The organism is Pseudomonas sp. GW821-FHT07E12, assembly GCF_058986605.1.
The window spans coordinates 18,332-32,540 of the sequence record NZ_JBYSVX010000012.1 but is presented as its reverse complement, the minus strand read 5'-3'; the positions used below and the strand labels follow the sequence as shown (position 1 = coordinate 32,540).

General features: G+C 66.8%; 11 protein-coding genes. 10 read left to right on the top strand and 1 reads right to left on the bottom strand.

From position 1 onward, the window contains the following. Positions 1–15 precede the first annotated feature (15 nt). Together AC3WJE_RS08975 and AC3WJE_RS08970 are read left to right on the top strand one after the other, a co-directional pair. Positions 16–1,830 (top strand): M1 family metallopeptidase, encoded by a 1,815-nt coding sequence (locus AC3WJE_RS08975; RefSeq protein ID WP_493730439.1) that lies wholly within the window; start codon positions 16–18, stop codon positions 1,828–1,830. Positions 1,831–2,113: 283 nt separating this feature from the next. Next, positions 2,114–2,830, top strand: coding sequence for a hypothetical protein (locus tag AC3WJE_RS08970; RefSeq protein WP_493730438.1), 717 nt, complete (start codon positions 2,114–2,116; stop codon positions 2,828–2,830). Positions 2,831–3,006: 176 nt separating this feature from the next. Here the strand turns inward: AC3WJE_RS08970 and AC3WJE_RS08965 are convergent, their stop codons facing one another. Continuing rightward, entirely contained in the window at positions 3,007–3,939 is a 933-nt protein-coding gene (locus AC3WJE_RS08965; RefSeq protein ID WP_493730437.1) for a carbohydrate kinase family protein, read from the bottom strand. 278 nt (positions 3,940–4,217) lie between these two features. Here AC3WJE_RS08965 and AC3WJE_RS08960 point away from each other — a divergent pair, with 278 nt between their 5' ends. The 8 genes from AC3WJE_RS08960 to AC3WJE_RS08925 all read left to right on the top strand — a co-directional run bounded on the left by AC3WJE_RS08960 (position 4,218) and on the right by AC3WJE_RS08925 (position 14,127). Further along, the gene (locus AC3WJE_RS08960; RefSeq protein WP_140726779.1) at positions 4,218–5,264 is read left to right on the top strand and encodes a rod shape-determining protein; all 1,047 of its coding nucleotides are present in this window, start codon (positions 4,218–4,220) and stop codon (positions 5,262–5,264) included. A 170-nt stretch (positions 5,265–5,434) separates the two neighbouring features. Continuing rightward, positions 5,435–6,379 carry a rod shape-determining protein MreC gene (gene mreC, locus AC3WJE_RS08955; RefSeq protein ID WP_493730436.1) on the top strand — a complete coding sequence of 315 codons (945 nt, stop codon included), beginning with the start codon at positions 5,435–5,437 and terminating at the stop codon, positions 6,377–6,379. After that, positions 6,376–6,861, top strand: a complete 486-nt coding sequence (gene mreD, locus AC3WJE_RS08950; RefSeq protein WP_493730435.1) for a rod shape-determining protein MreD — start codon at positions 6,376–6,378, stop codon at positions 6,859–6,861. The genes mreC and mreD overlap by 4 nt, the downstream gene beginning before the upstream one ends. 10 nt (positions 6,862–6,871) lie before the next feature. Then, complete coding sequence (mrdA, locus tag AC3WJE_RS08945; protein ID WP_493730434.1) at positions 6,872–8,935, top strand: penicillin-binding protein 2; 2,064 nt, start codon at positions 6,872–6,874, stop codon at positions 8,933–8,935. Beyond that, on the top strand, positions 8,932–10,053 hold the full coding sequence (rodA, locus tag AC3WJE_RS08940) for a rod shape-determining protein RodA (protein WP_493730433.1): 1,122 nt from the start codon (positions 8,932–8,934) through the stop codon (positions 10,051–10,053). The genes mrdA and rodA overlap by 4 nt, the downstream gene beginning before the upstream one ends. 161 nt (positions 10,054–10,214) lie before the next feature. Beyond that, complete coding sequence (gene mltB, locus AC3WJE_RS08935) at positions 10,215–11,345, top strand: lytic murein transglycosylase B (protein WP_493730432.1); 1,131 nt, start codon at positions 10,215–10,217, stop codon at positions 11,343–11,345. After that, positions 11,342–12,682, top strand: coding sequence for a septal ring lytic transglycosylase RlpA family protein (locus AC3WJE_RS08930; RefSeq protein ID WP_493730431.1), 1,341 nt, complete (start codon positions 11,342–11,344; stop codon positions 12,680–12,682). The genes mltB and AC3WJE_RS08930 overlap by 4 nt, the downstream gene beginning before the upstream one ends. A gap of 269 nt (positions 12,683–12,951) precedes the next feature. Next, the gene (locus tag AC3WJE_RS08925; protein ID WP_493730430.1) at positions 12,952–14,127 is read left to right on the top strand and encodes a D-alanyl-D-alanine carboxypeptidase family protein; all 1,176 of its coding nucleotides are present in this window, start codon (positions 12,952–12,954) and stop codon (positions 14,125–14,127) included. The last annotated feature ends 82 nt before the right edge of the window (positions 14,128–14,209 follow it).

Sequence of the window (14,209 nt, the reverse complement as noted above, 5' to 3'; positions counted from 1 at the left end):
GCCAAGCCCGCCGCCGTGAAGGCCCCCGCCCGCAGCCACGACGAAAGCTCCTACGCCGAGCCGGACAAGGTCGTGATCAAGGATCTGGCGCTGGACCTGAAGCTCGACTTCGACAAGAAGGTGATCGCCGGTACCGCCACCTACACGCTGGACTGGAAGGACAAGGCCGCCACCGAACTGGTGCTGGACACCCGCGACCTGACCATCGAGAGCGTGCAGGCCGATGACGGCAAGGGCGCGCTGGCGCCGCTGCAGTACGCGCTGGCCCCGGTCGACAAGGTGTTCGGCAGCAAGCTGACGATCCAGGCGCCGAGCCGTCCGGCCAAGCTGCAGATCGCCTACCACACCTCGCCGCAGGCCTCGGGCCTGCAGTGGCTGGAGCCGTCGATGACCGAGGGCAAGCAACTGCCCTTCATGTTCAGCCAGTCGCAGGCGATCCACGCGCGTTCGTGGGTGCCGCTGCAGGACACGCCGAGCGTGCGTTTCACCTACAGCGCGCATGTCAGCAGCCGCCCGGACGTGATGGTGCTGATGAGCGCCAACAGCGACCCGAAGGCCGCGCGCAACGGCGATTACACCTTCAAGATGGAGCACCCGATCCCGTCCTACCTGCTGGCGATCGCCGCCGGTGACCTGGTGTTCAAGCCGATCTCGGCGCGCTCGGGCGTGTGGGCCGAGCCGACCATGGTCGACAAGGCCGCCAAGGAGTTCGAGGACACCGAGAAGATGATCGGCACCGCCGAGCAGCTGTACGGCCCGTATCGCTGGGGTCGCTACGACATGCTGGTGCTGCCGCCGTCGTTCCCGTTCGGTGGCATGGAGAATCCGACCCTGACCTTCGCCACCCCGACCGTGATCGTCGGCGACAAGTCGCTGGTGTCGCTGGTCGCGCACGAGCTGGCACACAGCTGGTCCGGCAATCTGGTGACCAACGCCAGCTGGAAGGACATCTGGCTCAACGAAGGCTTCACCACCTACGTGCAGGGTCGCATCACCGAAGCGCTGTACGGCCAGGAGATGGCCGAGATGGAGCGCGAGATCGACCAGACCGACCTGCTGGCCGAGGTCAAGGACATGAGCCCGGCCGACCAGGCGCTGGCACTGCCGCCGCTGACCGAGCGTGATCCGGACGACGCGCTGAGCAGCGTGGCCTACGTCAAGGGCGCCTGGTTCCTGCAGTTCCTGGAGCAGCGTTTCGGCCGCGAGGTGTTCGATCCGTTCCTGCGCGGCTGGTTCGACGATCACGCGTTCCAGAGCGCGACCACCGACCAGTTCGTCGATTACCTCAGCAAGAACCTGCTGCCGAAGAACCCGAACGCGGTCACCGCGGCCGAGCTGGACGCATGGCTGAACCAGCCGGGCATCCCCACGTTCGCGCAGAAGGCGCGTTCGCGCGGCTTTACGATCGTCGATACCGCGCGCATCGCCTGGTCGGGTTCGGGCACCTTGCCGAACGCCCAGATCACCCGCGAGTGGGTGACCCAGCAGTGGGTGCATTTCCTCAGCGGCATGGGCGCCACGCTCAAGCCGGAGCAGCTCAAGCAGCTGGATGCCGCCTATCACTTCACCGGCACCCCGAACGGCGAGATCGCGATGCGCTGGTACCCGCTGGCGATCCGCAGCGGTTACACCGAGGCATGGCCGGCGGCAGGCGAATTCATCGAGCGCGTCGGCCGTCGCAAGCTGATCCTGCCGGTCTACGCCGAACTGGTGAAGACGCCGGAAGGCCTGGCCTTCGCCAAGGCTGCCTTCGCCAAGGCCAAGCCGGGTTATCACCCGATTACCACGGTTTCGGTCGAGGAAATGCTGGCGAAGGCCGAGAAACCGTAACGCCGGGCTTGTCCCGCCTCCCTCTGCGCGACTCGGCTGCTGCATTCCGGGTGCCTGATGGGAGGCAAGTGACAGTCGTGAGCATGTTTGTGTGGGAGGGACTTCAGTCCCGACGATGTCCGGCGCCGGAACGCTTGCCGCTCCGCTCGTCGCGACTGAAGTCGCTTCCACAAGTTGAACGGTGCTTGACGCGCGACGGCGGACTTCGGTCCGCCGTCGTCGTTTCCGGACGCAGGAGTGGCTGTTATCTTGGCTGGCAGATCGATCGTTACCGGAGTGCCTGATGCGATACCTGCCCGTTGCCGTGCTGTCCCTGCTGCTGTTGTCCGCCTGCACCGACCGCGAAGCGCAGCGTCAGGCGCAACTGGCCGCCGAGGCCAAGGTCAAGGAACAGGCGGCCGCCGAGCTGGCGCAGCGCTACGACCATGCCGTGCAGGAGAAGAACTGGGACATGGCGCGTTCGTTCGGGGCCGACCTGCTGCAGAGCTATCCCGGTACCGAGGCGGCTACTCGGGTCGAATCGGGCTATGCCGAGGTCAAGGCCAAGGGCGAGGAGGCGCGTGAGCAGCGTCGTCTGCAGGCGTTGTGGCAGTACAACCAGACATCGGTGAAGGGCGGAACCCAGCGCGCGGCGATGATCGATGCGAAGTCACCGGTCGATGTGGACGGTAGTGGCGCCAAGCGCGTGCAACTGGTGTTCCGTGACCACCCGCAGTGGAAGCGCCATGCCTACCTGGTGCTGCAGGCCGGCGACTTCGATTGTTATCGCGGCTGCAAGGTGCAGGTGACGGTCGATGGCGGCAAGCCCAAGGCACTGCCGGCGCATCGACCGGACACCGACGAGGCGATCGCGATGTTCATCGACGACAACAAGGCGTTGTGGGCGCTGGCCAAGCAGGCCAGGGCGCTGAGCATCAGCTTCCCGGTCAAGGCTGGGGGTACCCGCACGGCGGTGTTCGAGACCGCCGGTCTGGATACCACGCAGATGCCGGGGTGGTGAGCATAAGGGGCCGTCAGGTACGGCCCCGTCGCGAAGATCGGTTTCGATGTCACCGTCGTAGAGCAGAGCTGGCGCCGCTTGGCTCTCCAGGGAAAGCCCACGTCGAGCAAGCTCGACGCTACGAAATGCGCTCAGTCACCGCGCCAGTGGGATCCCGCTTCTACGAATCCCCGCCGTCAAAGCGCATACCCGAACTGCTGACGGAACTGCTCGTTGAACTCGGCGAAGTCGAAGCGCTGGTTCTGGGTGCCGGGGTGCTCGACCTTCAGCGCGCCCATCAGATTGCCCATGCGGCCGATGGTCAGCCAGTCGTAGCCCTTCTCGATGCCGTACAGCAGGCCGGCGCGGAAGGCGTCGCCGCAGCCGGTCGGATCGACCACGCGGCGCTCGTGCGCCGGCGGGATGTCGTAGGTCTTCTCGGGGGTGTGCACCAGTGCGCCCTTCGGGCCCTGGGTGGTGATGTAGGCCTGCACGCGTTGCACGATGTCGCGCTCGGACCAGCCGGTGCGCTCCTGCAGCAGGTTGGACTCGTAGTCGTTGACCACCACGTAGTCGGCCTGCTCGATGAACTCGCGCAGCTCCGGGCCGTTGAACAGCGGCATCGCCTGGCCGGGGTCGAAGATGAACGGCACGCCCATCTCGCGGAACTCGACCGCGTTCTGCAGCATGCCCTCGCGTCCGTCCGGTCCGACCAGGCCGATCGTCACGCCCGGTACGTCCTTCACGTGGTTCTCGTAGCTGCGCATCATCGCGCCGGGATGGAAGGCGGTGATCTGGTTGTTGTCGTGGTCGGTGGTGATGAACGCCTGCGGGGTGAACAGCTCGTCGATCACCTTCACGTGCGACAGGTTGATGCCCAGCGCCTCGAAATGCGCCCGGTACGGACCGAAATCCTGGCCGACCGTGCCCATCGGCAACGGTTTGCCGCCCAACAGGTGTAGGTTGTACGCAATGTTGCCGGCGCAGCCGCCGAATTCGCGGCGCATCCGCGGCACCAGGAACGAGACGTTAAGGATGTGCACCTTGTCCGGCAGGATGTGGTTCTTGAACTGGTCCGGGAACACCATGATGGTGTCATAGGCAAGGGAACCACAGATCAGTGCGGACATTCGAAATCAGGCCTTTGCGAAGGGAAAATCCCGCTGATCGTCGGACCTGACCAGGGGGCGGCGGGCGCGCCGCGGCGCAAAGGTTAACGGCTGGGGCGGTCCAGGGCCAGAACCGCAGGTTCGTGCGGGTGTGAGCGGGGCCTGAAAACCCCGGGATTTGCCCGGATTTTTCCTTGCCCGTACCCGGGGGTGTTGCTAGGCTAGCCGACTTCGTTTTCTGCCCATTTTTTCGCCATTCGGCGTCTGGGCGCGCACCTTTCTCAGGATCGACTTCCCCGATGTTCAAGAAGCTCCGCGGCATGTTCTCCAACGACCTGTCCATCGACCTGGGCACGGCCAATACTCTGATCTATGTGCGCGGCCAGGGCATCGTCCTGAACGAGCCGTCGGTGGTGGCGGTGCGTCAGGATCGCGCAATCGGCGGTACCCGCTCGGTGGCGGCGGTCGGCGCGGAGGCCAAGCAGATGCTCGGCCGCACGCCGGGCCACATCACCACGATCCGCCCGATGAAGGACGGTGTCATCGCCGACTTCACCTACACCGAGGCGATGCTCAAGCACTTCATCAAGAAGGTGCACAAGTCGCGCTTCCTGCGCCCGAGCCCGCGCGTGCTGGTGTGCGTGCCGGCCGGCAGCACTCAGGTCGAGCGCCGCGCGATCAAGGAGTCGGCCGAGGAGGCCGGCGCGCGTGACGTCTACCTGATCGAAGAGCCGATGGCCGCGGCGATCGGCGCCGGCATGCCGGTGACCGAGGCGCGTGGCTCGATGGTCATCGACATCGGCGGCGGTACCACCGAGGTCGCGGTGATCTCGCTGAACGGCATCGTCTACTCGCAGTCGGTGCGCGTCGGCGGCGACCGTTTCGACGAGTCGATCACCAATTACGTGCGCCGTAACCACGGCATGCTGATCGGCGAGGCGACCGCCGAGCGGATCAAGCTGGAAATCGGCTGCGCCTACCCGCAGACCGAGGTGCAGGAGATGGAGATCTCCGGCCGCAACCTCGCCGAGGGCGTGCCGAAGATGATCAAGATCAACTCCAACGAGGTGCTGGAGGCGCTGCACGAGCCGCTGTCCGGCATCGTCAGCGCGGTCAAACTGGCGCTGGAGCAGACCCCGCCGGAACTGTGCGCCGACGTCGCCGAGCGCGGCATCGTGCTGACCGGCGGCGGCGCGCTGCTGCGCGACCTGGACCGGCTGATCTCCGAGGAAACCGGCCTGCACGTGCAGGTCGCCGACGATCCGCTGACCTGCGTGGCCCGCGGTGGCGGCCGCGCGCTGGAGCTGGTCGACATGCACGGCAACGAGTTCTTCGCGCCGGAGTGATGAAGCCGGGAATGGGGAATCGGGAATGGGGAATCGAGGGGCTTGTCCGGATCGATCACATTGCCGACTTCCTGTCCTGCTCTGTGCTTGCGCCCCGGTCTGATCGGGCTGGGCGCGCGCTGCTGTTGTCCGATTCCCCATTCCCGATTCCCTATTCCCGGCCTTAGCCCGTGCCTCCCTACGCCGGTCCTCCCCTTGCCACCCGTGGCGAAGCCGCCAGCACCATCCGCCTGCTTGCCTATCTGGCGGTGGCGATCGTGCTGATTGCGCTCGACAGCCGTGGTGGCTGGCTGACGCAGTTGCGCACGCAGGCCAACGTGCTGGTGCAGCCGGTGTGGGCATTGGCCGGATTGCCCGGCCGGATCGGTACCCAGGTCAAGGACAGTGCGGCCACGCATGCGCAACTGGTCGAGGAGAACCGCGCGCTGCGCAATGAATTGTTGATCGCCAATGCGCGCCTGACCCGGATGCGCACCGCGGCGATCGACAACGCGCAGTTGCGCGAGCTGCTCAACGTCGCCGAGCGCAGCGGGCTGGACGTACAGCTGGCGCCGATCCTCGATGTGGACCTGGACCCGACCCGGCAGCGGCTGATCCTCGACGCCGGCAGTCGCGACGGCGTGCGGGTCGGGCAGGCGGTGATCGACGCCGGCGGCCTGATGGGGCAGGTGATCGAAGCCAGCGCGCTGCACTCGACCGTATTGCTGTTGACCGACCCGGACCACGCGGTGCCGGTCAGCGTCGCCCGCACCGGCGTGCGCCTGATCGTCTACGGGAGGGGTGACAGGCTGGAACTGCGCGACATCCCGCTCAGCGCCGGGATCGAGGTCGGCGACCAGATCGTCACTTCCGGGCTGGGTGGACGCTTCCCGGCCGGTTTCCCGGTCGGCACGGTATCGGCGCTGCGTCCGGACGATTCGCACGCGTTCCTGGTCGGCGAGATCAAACCGGCGGCCAAGCTGGATCGTGGGCGGGATGTGTTGCTGCTGCGTTCCGCAGCAGTGGGATTGGGGAGTCGGGATTCGGGATTCGATAAAAGCAGGAGCGCTGCGCCTGCACCTCCAATCCCCAATCCCCAATCCCCAATCCCGGCTCCAAAGGAGCCCCCACAATGAGCCGTCCACGCAGCAAAGGCTGGGTGTTGCCGGCCAGTCTGGTGGTGGCGCTGCTGCTCGGCTTGCTGCCGTTGCCGCCGCTGGTGCAGCCGCTGCGGCCGTACTGGCTGGCGCTGGTGCTGACGTTCTGGGTGATCGAGGAGCCGGACCGGGCCGGGCTGGGCCTGGCGTTCGCGGTGGGGATCGCCGCGGACATGCTCTACGGCACGTTGCTCGGCGAGCAGGCGCTGCGGCTGTTGGTCATGACCTTCATCCTGCAGCGCTTCCGCGCGCGGTTGCGGTTCTTCCCGATGTCGCAGCAGGCGCTGGCGATCGGCGGCCTGCTGGTCAACGACCGCATCGTTTCGGCGGCGGTGCACCTGGCGGTCGGTGAGCCGACCCTGCCGTGGAGCTACTGGTGGGCGCCGCTGCTGGGCATGGGACTGTGGCCGTTGCTGTTCGTGCTGCTTGACGCGATGCGTCTGGGCAAACGCGGCAAGTAGGGCCTGCCACATGTCCTCCCGTCGTCCGGTCAAGAACCCGCATGCCGAGGCCGAGCAGTTCCGCCGGCGTGCGGTGCTCGGCTTTCTCGCGGTGCTGCTGTGCCTGGTCGGGCTGGGCGGCTGGTACTTCAAGTTGCAGGTGCTCGACCACGAGGAGTACGCCACCCGTTCGGAGGCCAACCGGATCAAGCCGCGGCCGGTGGTGCCCGGGCGCGGGATGATCTACGACCGCAACGGCCGGCTGCTGGCGGAGAACGTGCCGGCGTTCCGGTTGGACGTGACCCCGGACAAGGTCGCCGACATGGACGCGATGCTGGCCGAGCTCGGCAAGGTCGTGGACATCACCCCGGACGACCTGGAGCGCTTCAACCGTGAGCGCAAGGGCCGGCGGCGGTTCCTGCCGGTGACGATCCGGCTGCGCATGAGCGATGAGGAAATGGCGCGCTTCGCGGTCGAGCGCTGGCGTTTTCCGGGCGTGGAGCTGGAGCCCTACCTGACCCGGCGCTACCCGTTCGGCGAGCTGTTCGCGCACATCATCGGCTACGTCGGCCGCGTCGACGAAAAGGATCTGGAGGTACTGGGCGAGGGCAATGCCGCGCTCACCCATATCGGCAAGTCCGGCCTGGAGCGTTATTACGAGCAGGCGCTGCGCGGCAAGGTCGGTTACGAGCAGGTCGAGACCAACGTGCAGGGGCGTGCGATCCGCACCCTGGGCCGGGTGCCGGCGCAGTCCGGTGCCGACCTGCGGCTGTCGATCGATGCCGATCTGCAGCGCGCGATGGTTGCCGCATTCGGCGATCACGAAGGCGCGGCGGTGGCGATGGATCCGCGCACCGGCGAGATCCTGGCGATGGTCAGCCTGCCGGCCTACGACCCCAACCTGTTCGTCAACGGCATCTCGCACGCCGACTTCAAGGCGCTCAACGACAACCCCTCGCGCCCGCAGTTCAACCGGCTGGTGCTGGGCGGTGTCGCGCCGGGCTCGACGATCAAGCCGCTGATGGGCCTGGCCGGCCTGGACAGCGGCACGCGCCGGCCGCAGGACAAGATCCTCTCCACCGGCATGTTCTACCTGCCGGGCGTGAGCCGCGGCTGGGGCGATTCGCATCGCGGCGGGCATGGCTGGACCGACCTGCGCAAGTCGATCGCCCAGTCGGTCAACACTTACTACTACAAGCTCGCCATCGACATGGGCATCACCCAGGTCGACAAGTACATGTACAAGTACGGTTTCGGCTCGCCGACCGGGATCGATCTGGCCGGCGAGATCGGCGGGATCGTGCCGTCGCCGGCGTACAAGATGAAAAGTCGCAAGGAGCAGTGGTATCCCGGCGACACGGTCAACATCGCCATCGGCCAGGGCGACTGGAAGGTGACGCCGCTGCAGCTGGTGCGCGCGGTATCGGGTCTGGCCGACGGCCAGTTGCGTACCCCGCACCTGGTGATGGACCAGCGCAGCGGTTTCGACCAGCCGTGGACGCCGGTGGTGCGCGGCCCGAGCAAGCCGATCAGCGACAACGCCAGCAACCTGCAGTGGGTGCGCGAGGGCATGATGGACACCATGCGGCCCGGCGGCGGTGCCTTTGCGGTGACTGCCGGCGCGCCCTACCAGATGGCCGGCAAGACCGGCACCGCGCAGGTAGTCAGCCGCAAGGGCAACGCTGCGGTGGATCCGCGCAGCTTGCCGATGCATCTGCGTCACCGCTCGTTGTTCGAAGGCTTCGCCCCGGCCGATCACCCGACCATCGCCGTGGCGATCGCGGTGGAAGGCGGCGGCTACGGTGTCAGTACCGCCGCGCCGATCGCGCGCAAGATCTTCGATGCCTGGCTGCTCGGTCGCCTGCCGGAGGGCCTGGAGCCGCTCGATGCCGAGCGCGGCAGCACCGCGATCGGCGTGGTGCAGGTGGACGCCGAGGCACCGAACCTGCGCCAGGCCGGCGATCAGGCCGCGCTGAAGCTGGACTTGCTGCCGGTGAACATCGGCAGCCAGACCCTGCATCTGGACCCGTCGCGCCTGCCGCCGCCGGTCGAGGCACCGCAGATTCCGGACGCGCTGCCGGAGGACGGACGGTGAGGGACTTCCTGCGCTGGCTGCTCGACCTGGGCATGCGCTTCGCGCGCACGCTCGACTGGCCGCTGTGCGTGGCACTGGGCGCGCTGATGGCCATCGGCCTGATGGTGATGCACAGCGCCGGCGGTGCCACCACCGGCAGCGAACGGCTGGTGATCGCACAGGGCTCGCGCTTCCTGGTGGGGCTGGCGGCGATGTGGGCGATCTCGCGCACCTCCGTGCTGCGCCTGCGCGCCTGGACGCCGCTGGTGTATGCGTTGTCGATGCTGCCGTTGCTGGCGGTGTTCGTGCTCGGCACCGGCAAGTACGGCCGGCAGTGGCTGGACCTCAAATTGTTCTACCTGCAGCCGGCCGAGCTGTTGAAGATCAGCCTGCCGATGATGATGGCCTGGTATCTGCACCGCATGCCGCTGCCGCCACGCTTCATGACGGTGCTGGTCAGCATGACGATCATCGGCCTGCCGACCGCGTTGATCATGCTGCAGCCGGATTTCGGCACCGGCGTGCTGATCGCCGCCTCCGGTGTGTTCGTGCTGCTGCTGGCCGGGCTGCCGTGGTGGTGGGTCGGCATCGGCGTGAGTGGCGTGACCGCGATCGCACCGGTGGCCTGGTTCTGGCTGCTGCGGCCCTACCAGAAGGACCGCATCATGATGTTCCTCAACCCCGAGAACGACGCGCTCGGCGCCGGCTGGAACATCATCCAGTCCAAGATCGCGATCGGCTCGGGCGGGTTCAGCGGCAAGGGTTGGGGCCTGGGTTCGCAGTCGCATCTGAACTTCATCCCCGAGCAGACCACCGACTTCGCGTTCTCGGTGCTGAGCGAGGAGTTCGGCTGGATCGGCGTGGCCACGGTGATGGCGCTGTACCTGGTGGTGATCGGGCGCTGCCTGTGGATCGCCGCGCAGGCGCGCGACACCTACTCGCGGTTGCTGGCCGGCGCGATCGGCCTGTCGTTCTTCGTCTACGTGATCGTCAACGGCGGCATGATCTCCGGCCTGCTGCCGGTGGTCGGTGTACCGATGCCGCTGATGAGCTACGGCGGCACCTCGGCGGTCTCGCTGCTGGCCGGCCTCGGCCTGGTGATGGCGGTACGCACGCATCGGCCGGTGCATGGTTATTGAGGCGGCGGCGTAGCCGTTGGATCAGTGCGATACCGTCGGTATCGTGGTGACAAATGCATGCTTGCCGGTTTCCCGAATTCAGGATCCGGTATCACCTAAAGCTCTTTTGTTTCATGGTCTTATTGGTGGTAATTCATCTTCAACCTGCTAATCTCCGGGCCATGATCCGACGTGCCCTGATCTGCCTGACCTCCTTCACCCTGGCGGCCTGCGCCAGCCAGGCCAAGCCTCCGTCCTTGCCGCAGGTGGCGCCCGTCGTCTCTGCTCGGCCGGTCGCCACGCCCGCAGAGGCCGCGCCCGAGGCGCCGGCGCTGCCGCCGGTCGATCTCACCCCGGTCCCGTTCGAGACCGCGCGTGCCAACTTCGTACGCGATACCGCCGCCAAGTACGGCCTCGATCCGGCGATGATCGAAGCCACGTTGGCGCAGGCGCAGTTCAAGGATGCGATCGTCGCGGCGATGTCGCGGCCGGCCGAGCGGGTCAAGCCGTGGAACGAATACCGGCCGATGTTCATCACCCCCGCGCGCATCAACGGCGGTCGTGATTTCCTGACCCGCCATCGCGACGAGCTGAGCCGCGTCGAAGCCGCCACCGGCGTGCCGGCGCAGGTGATCGTGGCGATCATCGGCGTGGAGACCAGCTACGGCAGCAACACCGGCAAGTACCGCGTGCTGGATGCGCTGTACACGCTGGCGTTCCGCTACCCGCGCAGTGGCGATCCGGACAAGCTCGAACGCGAAGTACGCCGCGAGCTGTTTTTCCGCGACGAGTTGGCGCAGCTGTTCGCGCTGGGCAAGGAAGAAAAACTCGACGTCACCACGCTGACCGGCAGCTACGCCGGCGCGATGGGCATGGGCCAGTTCATGCCGTCCAGCTACCGCCAGTTCGCGGTCGACGGCAACGGCGATGGCCGCCGCGACCTGTTCAACAACTTCGATGACGTATTCGCCTCGATCGCCAACTACTTCGTCAAGAAGGGCGGTTGGGTGCGCGGCGGACAGGTCGCGATCCCGGCGACGTTGGCGCCCGGCCACGAAGAATTCAATCCGACCGACTGGACCCCGACCTGGACGTTGGCGGACCTGTCGCAGCGTGGCTATCACCCGGCCGCGCCGGTGGTGGCCGGCACACCGGCCACGCCGATCAGCCTGGATGACGGCACCGGCAAGCAGTACTGGCTGGGCTTCCAGAACTACTACGCGATCACCCGCTACAACATCTCCAAGATGTACGCGATGGCCGTGTTCCAGCTGTCCGAGGCCATCGCCGGCAAGGAGCTACCTCCGGCATGAACATCAAAACGCTGATCCCGGTACTGATGATCCTCGGCCTGGCGGCGTGCAGCAGTGCGCCGAAGAAGCCATCGTCGGTCGCATCGAAGGGCGTGAAGGTGGAGGGCAGGGCCTACACGGCCACCCACTGCCCGCCGAACTCGCCCTACGCACCGGCGCAGGAGGATCCATCCACGCGTGGCGATTACGTCGCCGGCGGGTTGTACAAGCCGGGGGTGAAGGATTCCACGCCCGACCACGTGCCCAACGTGGCCTGCATCCCCGAGCCGCTGGTGACGCGCGAGCCGCGCTCGGCGGTCGGCAACAAGTCGCCTTACGAGGTGCTGGGCAAGCGCTACGTGGTGCGGGACGATCCCGGTGGCTACGTCGAACGCGGCACCGCTTCCTATTACGGCTCGAAGTTCCACGGCCGGCTCACGTCGAACAAGGAGGTGTACGACATGTACGCCTTCACCGCCGCGCACAAGACGCTGCCGCTGCCGAGCTTCGCGCTGGTCACCAATCTCGACAATGGCGAGTCGGTGGTCGTGCGCATCAACGATCGCGGTCCGTTCCACGACGGGCGGGTGATCGACCTGAGCTATGCCGCGGCGGTCAAGCTCGGCATCACTGCACGTGGCACCGGCAACGTCGAGGTGCGCGGGCTGACCGAAGCCGACAACCCGACGCTGCTGGCCCGGCGCCAGAACCGCGGCGGCACGACGGCAGCGACGGTTGCCGTGGCGAAGATCGAATCGAAGCCGAAGGACAGCGCGATCGACAAGCTGGTCGGCCAGCTGCCGCCCAAGCCGGTCGCGCCCGCTGCCGCAACAGCGGCGGCTACCGGCTCCGATGAGCGCTGGCGCTACCGCGTCGCCGATGCCAAGGCGACGGGCAATGCCGACAATTTCGATGCCTGGATGAAGGCGCAGGGCGTGCACGTGGCGACCGGCCAGCCGGCCACAGTCGCATCGTCGGCATCTGCGCCGTCGACACCGGCCCGCACCGCTGTTGCCGCCGCTGCGGGTGCGCCGGTCGTGACGCTTGCCGTCGCTGATGAGAAGCCGGTGGTCAAGGTCGAGCCGGTCGTCGAGGAAGCCAGGCCGAGCATGGCCGAGGCTGCGCTCGGCAGCATCCTGCTGCAGGTCGCCAGCTTCGCCAGCCGCGAGAACGCCAACCGCGCGCTGGCCCAGCTCGCCTCGGCCGGCATCGTCGGCGCCACGATCAGCGACATCGCCAGCGGCGGTCGCACGATGTGGCGCTTGCGCGTGAATGCGCGTGACCATGCGAGTGCTTCGGAACTTGCCAGTCGCATTGCGGGTCTGGGATTCGGACAACCGCAGATCGTCACGCGCTGAATCGTCCTGCACGCAACACCCCGGGGCCAGGCCCGCTTTTCCTCTGGACTCGCAGCAAATCGGCAGGACGCCAGAGGAAAAGCGACTCTGATCGCGTTTTACTTGCCTACAATGCCCGCTTCCCGTCGCCGGACCGCGCGGTCCACCACCTGTCAGTCACGGCCGCCCCGGCCGCCAGGAGTTGTTCTTCGATGAAATTCCGTTTTGTGAGTCCCTCACAACAGCACGGCGCATCCTTGCGCCGGGGACTTGTTCTTGCCGTTGCCGCCATGGCCACCCTGGCCATCGGCTTGGTCTCCGCACAGACCCCGACGCCGCAGCCGGTCGCCGCCGCGCCTGCCGCGGCCGCACAGGTCCAGATTCCGCCGGCGCCGGCGCCGGCCGTGTCCAAGTCCTGGATCGTGATGGACTATGCGTCCGGCCAGGTGCTGGCGGGCGAGAACATCCATGAGCGGCTGGCCCCGGCCAGCATGACCAAGGTGCTGACCTCGTACGTGATCGCTGCCGAGATGAAGAACGGCAAGGTCACCCGCGACGATCAGGTGACCATGACCGAGAACGCGTGGCGCAAGGGCGGAGCCGGCACCGACGGCAGCTACAGCGGCTTCCCGGTCAACCAGGCCGCGCGTCTGGAGGACATGGAAAAGGGCATGGTGGTGCAGTCCGGCAACGATGCCGCGATCGCCCTGGCCGAGCACGTCGCCGGCAGCGAGGAGGCCTTCGTCGCGCTGATGAACAGCTACGCCCAGCGCATCGGCATGAAGGACTCGCAGTTCATGGACGCCACCGGTCTGTCGGCCGCCGGCCATTATTCCAGCGCCTACGACATGGCGTTGCTGGGACGCGCGCTGATCCGCGACTACCCGGAGACCTATGCCTACAACAAGATCAAGGAACTGACGATCAACGGTATCCACCAGCCCAATCGCAACCGGCTGCTGTGGCGTGATCCGTCGGTGGACGGCCTCAAGACCGGCCACACCTCCGAGGCCGGCTACTGCATCGTCAACTCGGCGATCCGCGGTGACCAGCGCATCATCAGCGTGATCTTCGGCGACACCTCGGAGGCACAGCGTGCCACCGACTCGCTGGCGCTGTTGAACTGGGCGTTCCGCTTCTACGAGACCCACCGCCTGTACGAGCCGGGCAAGGTCGTCGCGCAGCAGAAGGTATGGAAGGGCACCAGCGACCAGGTGCAGCTGGGCGTGGCCGCGCCGCTGCTGGTGAGCGTGCCGCGCGGCCGCTACGACGCGCTCAAGCCGAGCATCGAGATTCCCAAGCAGTTGGTCGCACCGATCAAGCAGGGCCAGCAGATCGGTACGGTCAAGGTCACCCTCGACGGCAAGGTCGTGGCGGAGTCGCCGCTGGTGGCGACCACGGCGATCGAAGAAGCGGGCTTCTTCAAGCGCCTGTGGGACAGCTTCTGGATGTGGTGGAAATCGTAATCACGAAAAGCCGGCGCAAGCCGGCTTTTTTGTTGGGATAGGGGAGACGGGAACAGGGAATGGGAGAAGCAGAAGCCACGCT

What these genes read in the sequence shown, in the direction of transcription:
- AC3WJE_RS08970 (WP_493730438.1), top strand. Translation starts at nt 2,114, where the DNA reads ATGCGATACCTGCCCGTTGCCGTGCTGTCCCTGCTGCTGTTGTCCGCC.
- AC3WJE_RS08965 (WP_493730437.1), bottom strand. Translation starts at nt 3,939, where the DNA reads ATGTCCGCACTGATCTGTGGTTCCCTTGCCTATGACACCATCATGGTG.
- AC3WJE_RS08960 (WP_140726779.1), top strand. Translation starts at nt 4,218, where the DNA reads ATGTTCAAGAAGCTCCGCGGCATGTTCTCCAACGACCTGTCCATCGAC.
- mreD (WP_493730435.1), top strand. Translation starts at nt 6,376, where the DNA reads ATGAGCCGTCCACGCAGCAAAGGCTGGGTGTTGCCGGCCAGTCTGGTG.
- mrdA (WP_493730434.1), top strand. Translation starts at nt 6,872, where the DNA reads ATGTCCTCCCGTCGTCCGGTCAAGAACCCGCATGCCGAGGCCGAGCAG.
- mltB (WP_493730432.1), top strand. Translation starts at nt 10,215, where the DNA reads ATGATCCGACGTGCCCTGATCTGCCTGACCTCCTTCACCCTGGCGGCC.
- AC3WJE_RS08930 (WP_493730431.1), top strand. Translation starts at nt 11,342, where the DNA reads ATGAACATCAAAACGCTGATCCCGGTACTGATGATCCTCGGCCTGGCG.
- AC3WJE_RS08925 (WP_493730430.1), top strand. Translation starts at nt 12,952, where the DNA reads ATGGCCACCCTGGCCATCGGCTTGGTCTCCGCACAGACCCCGACGCCG.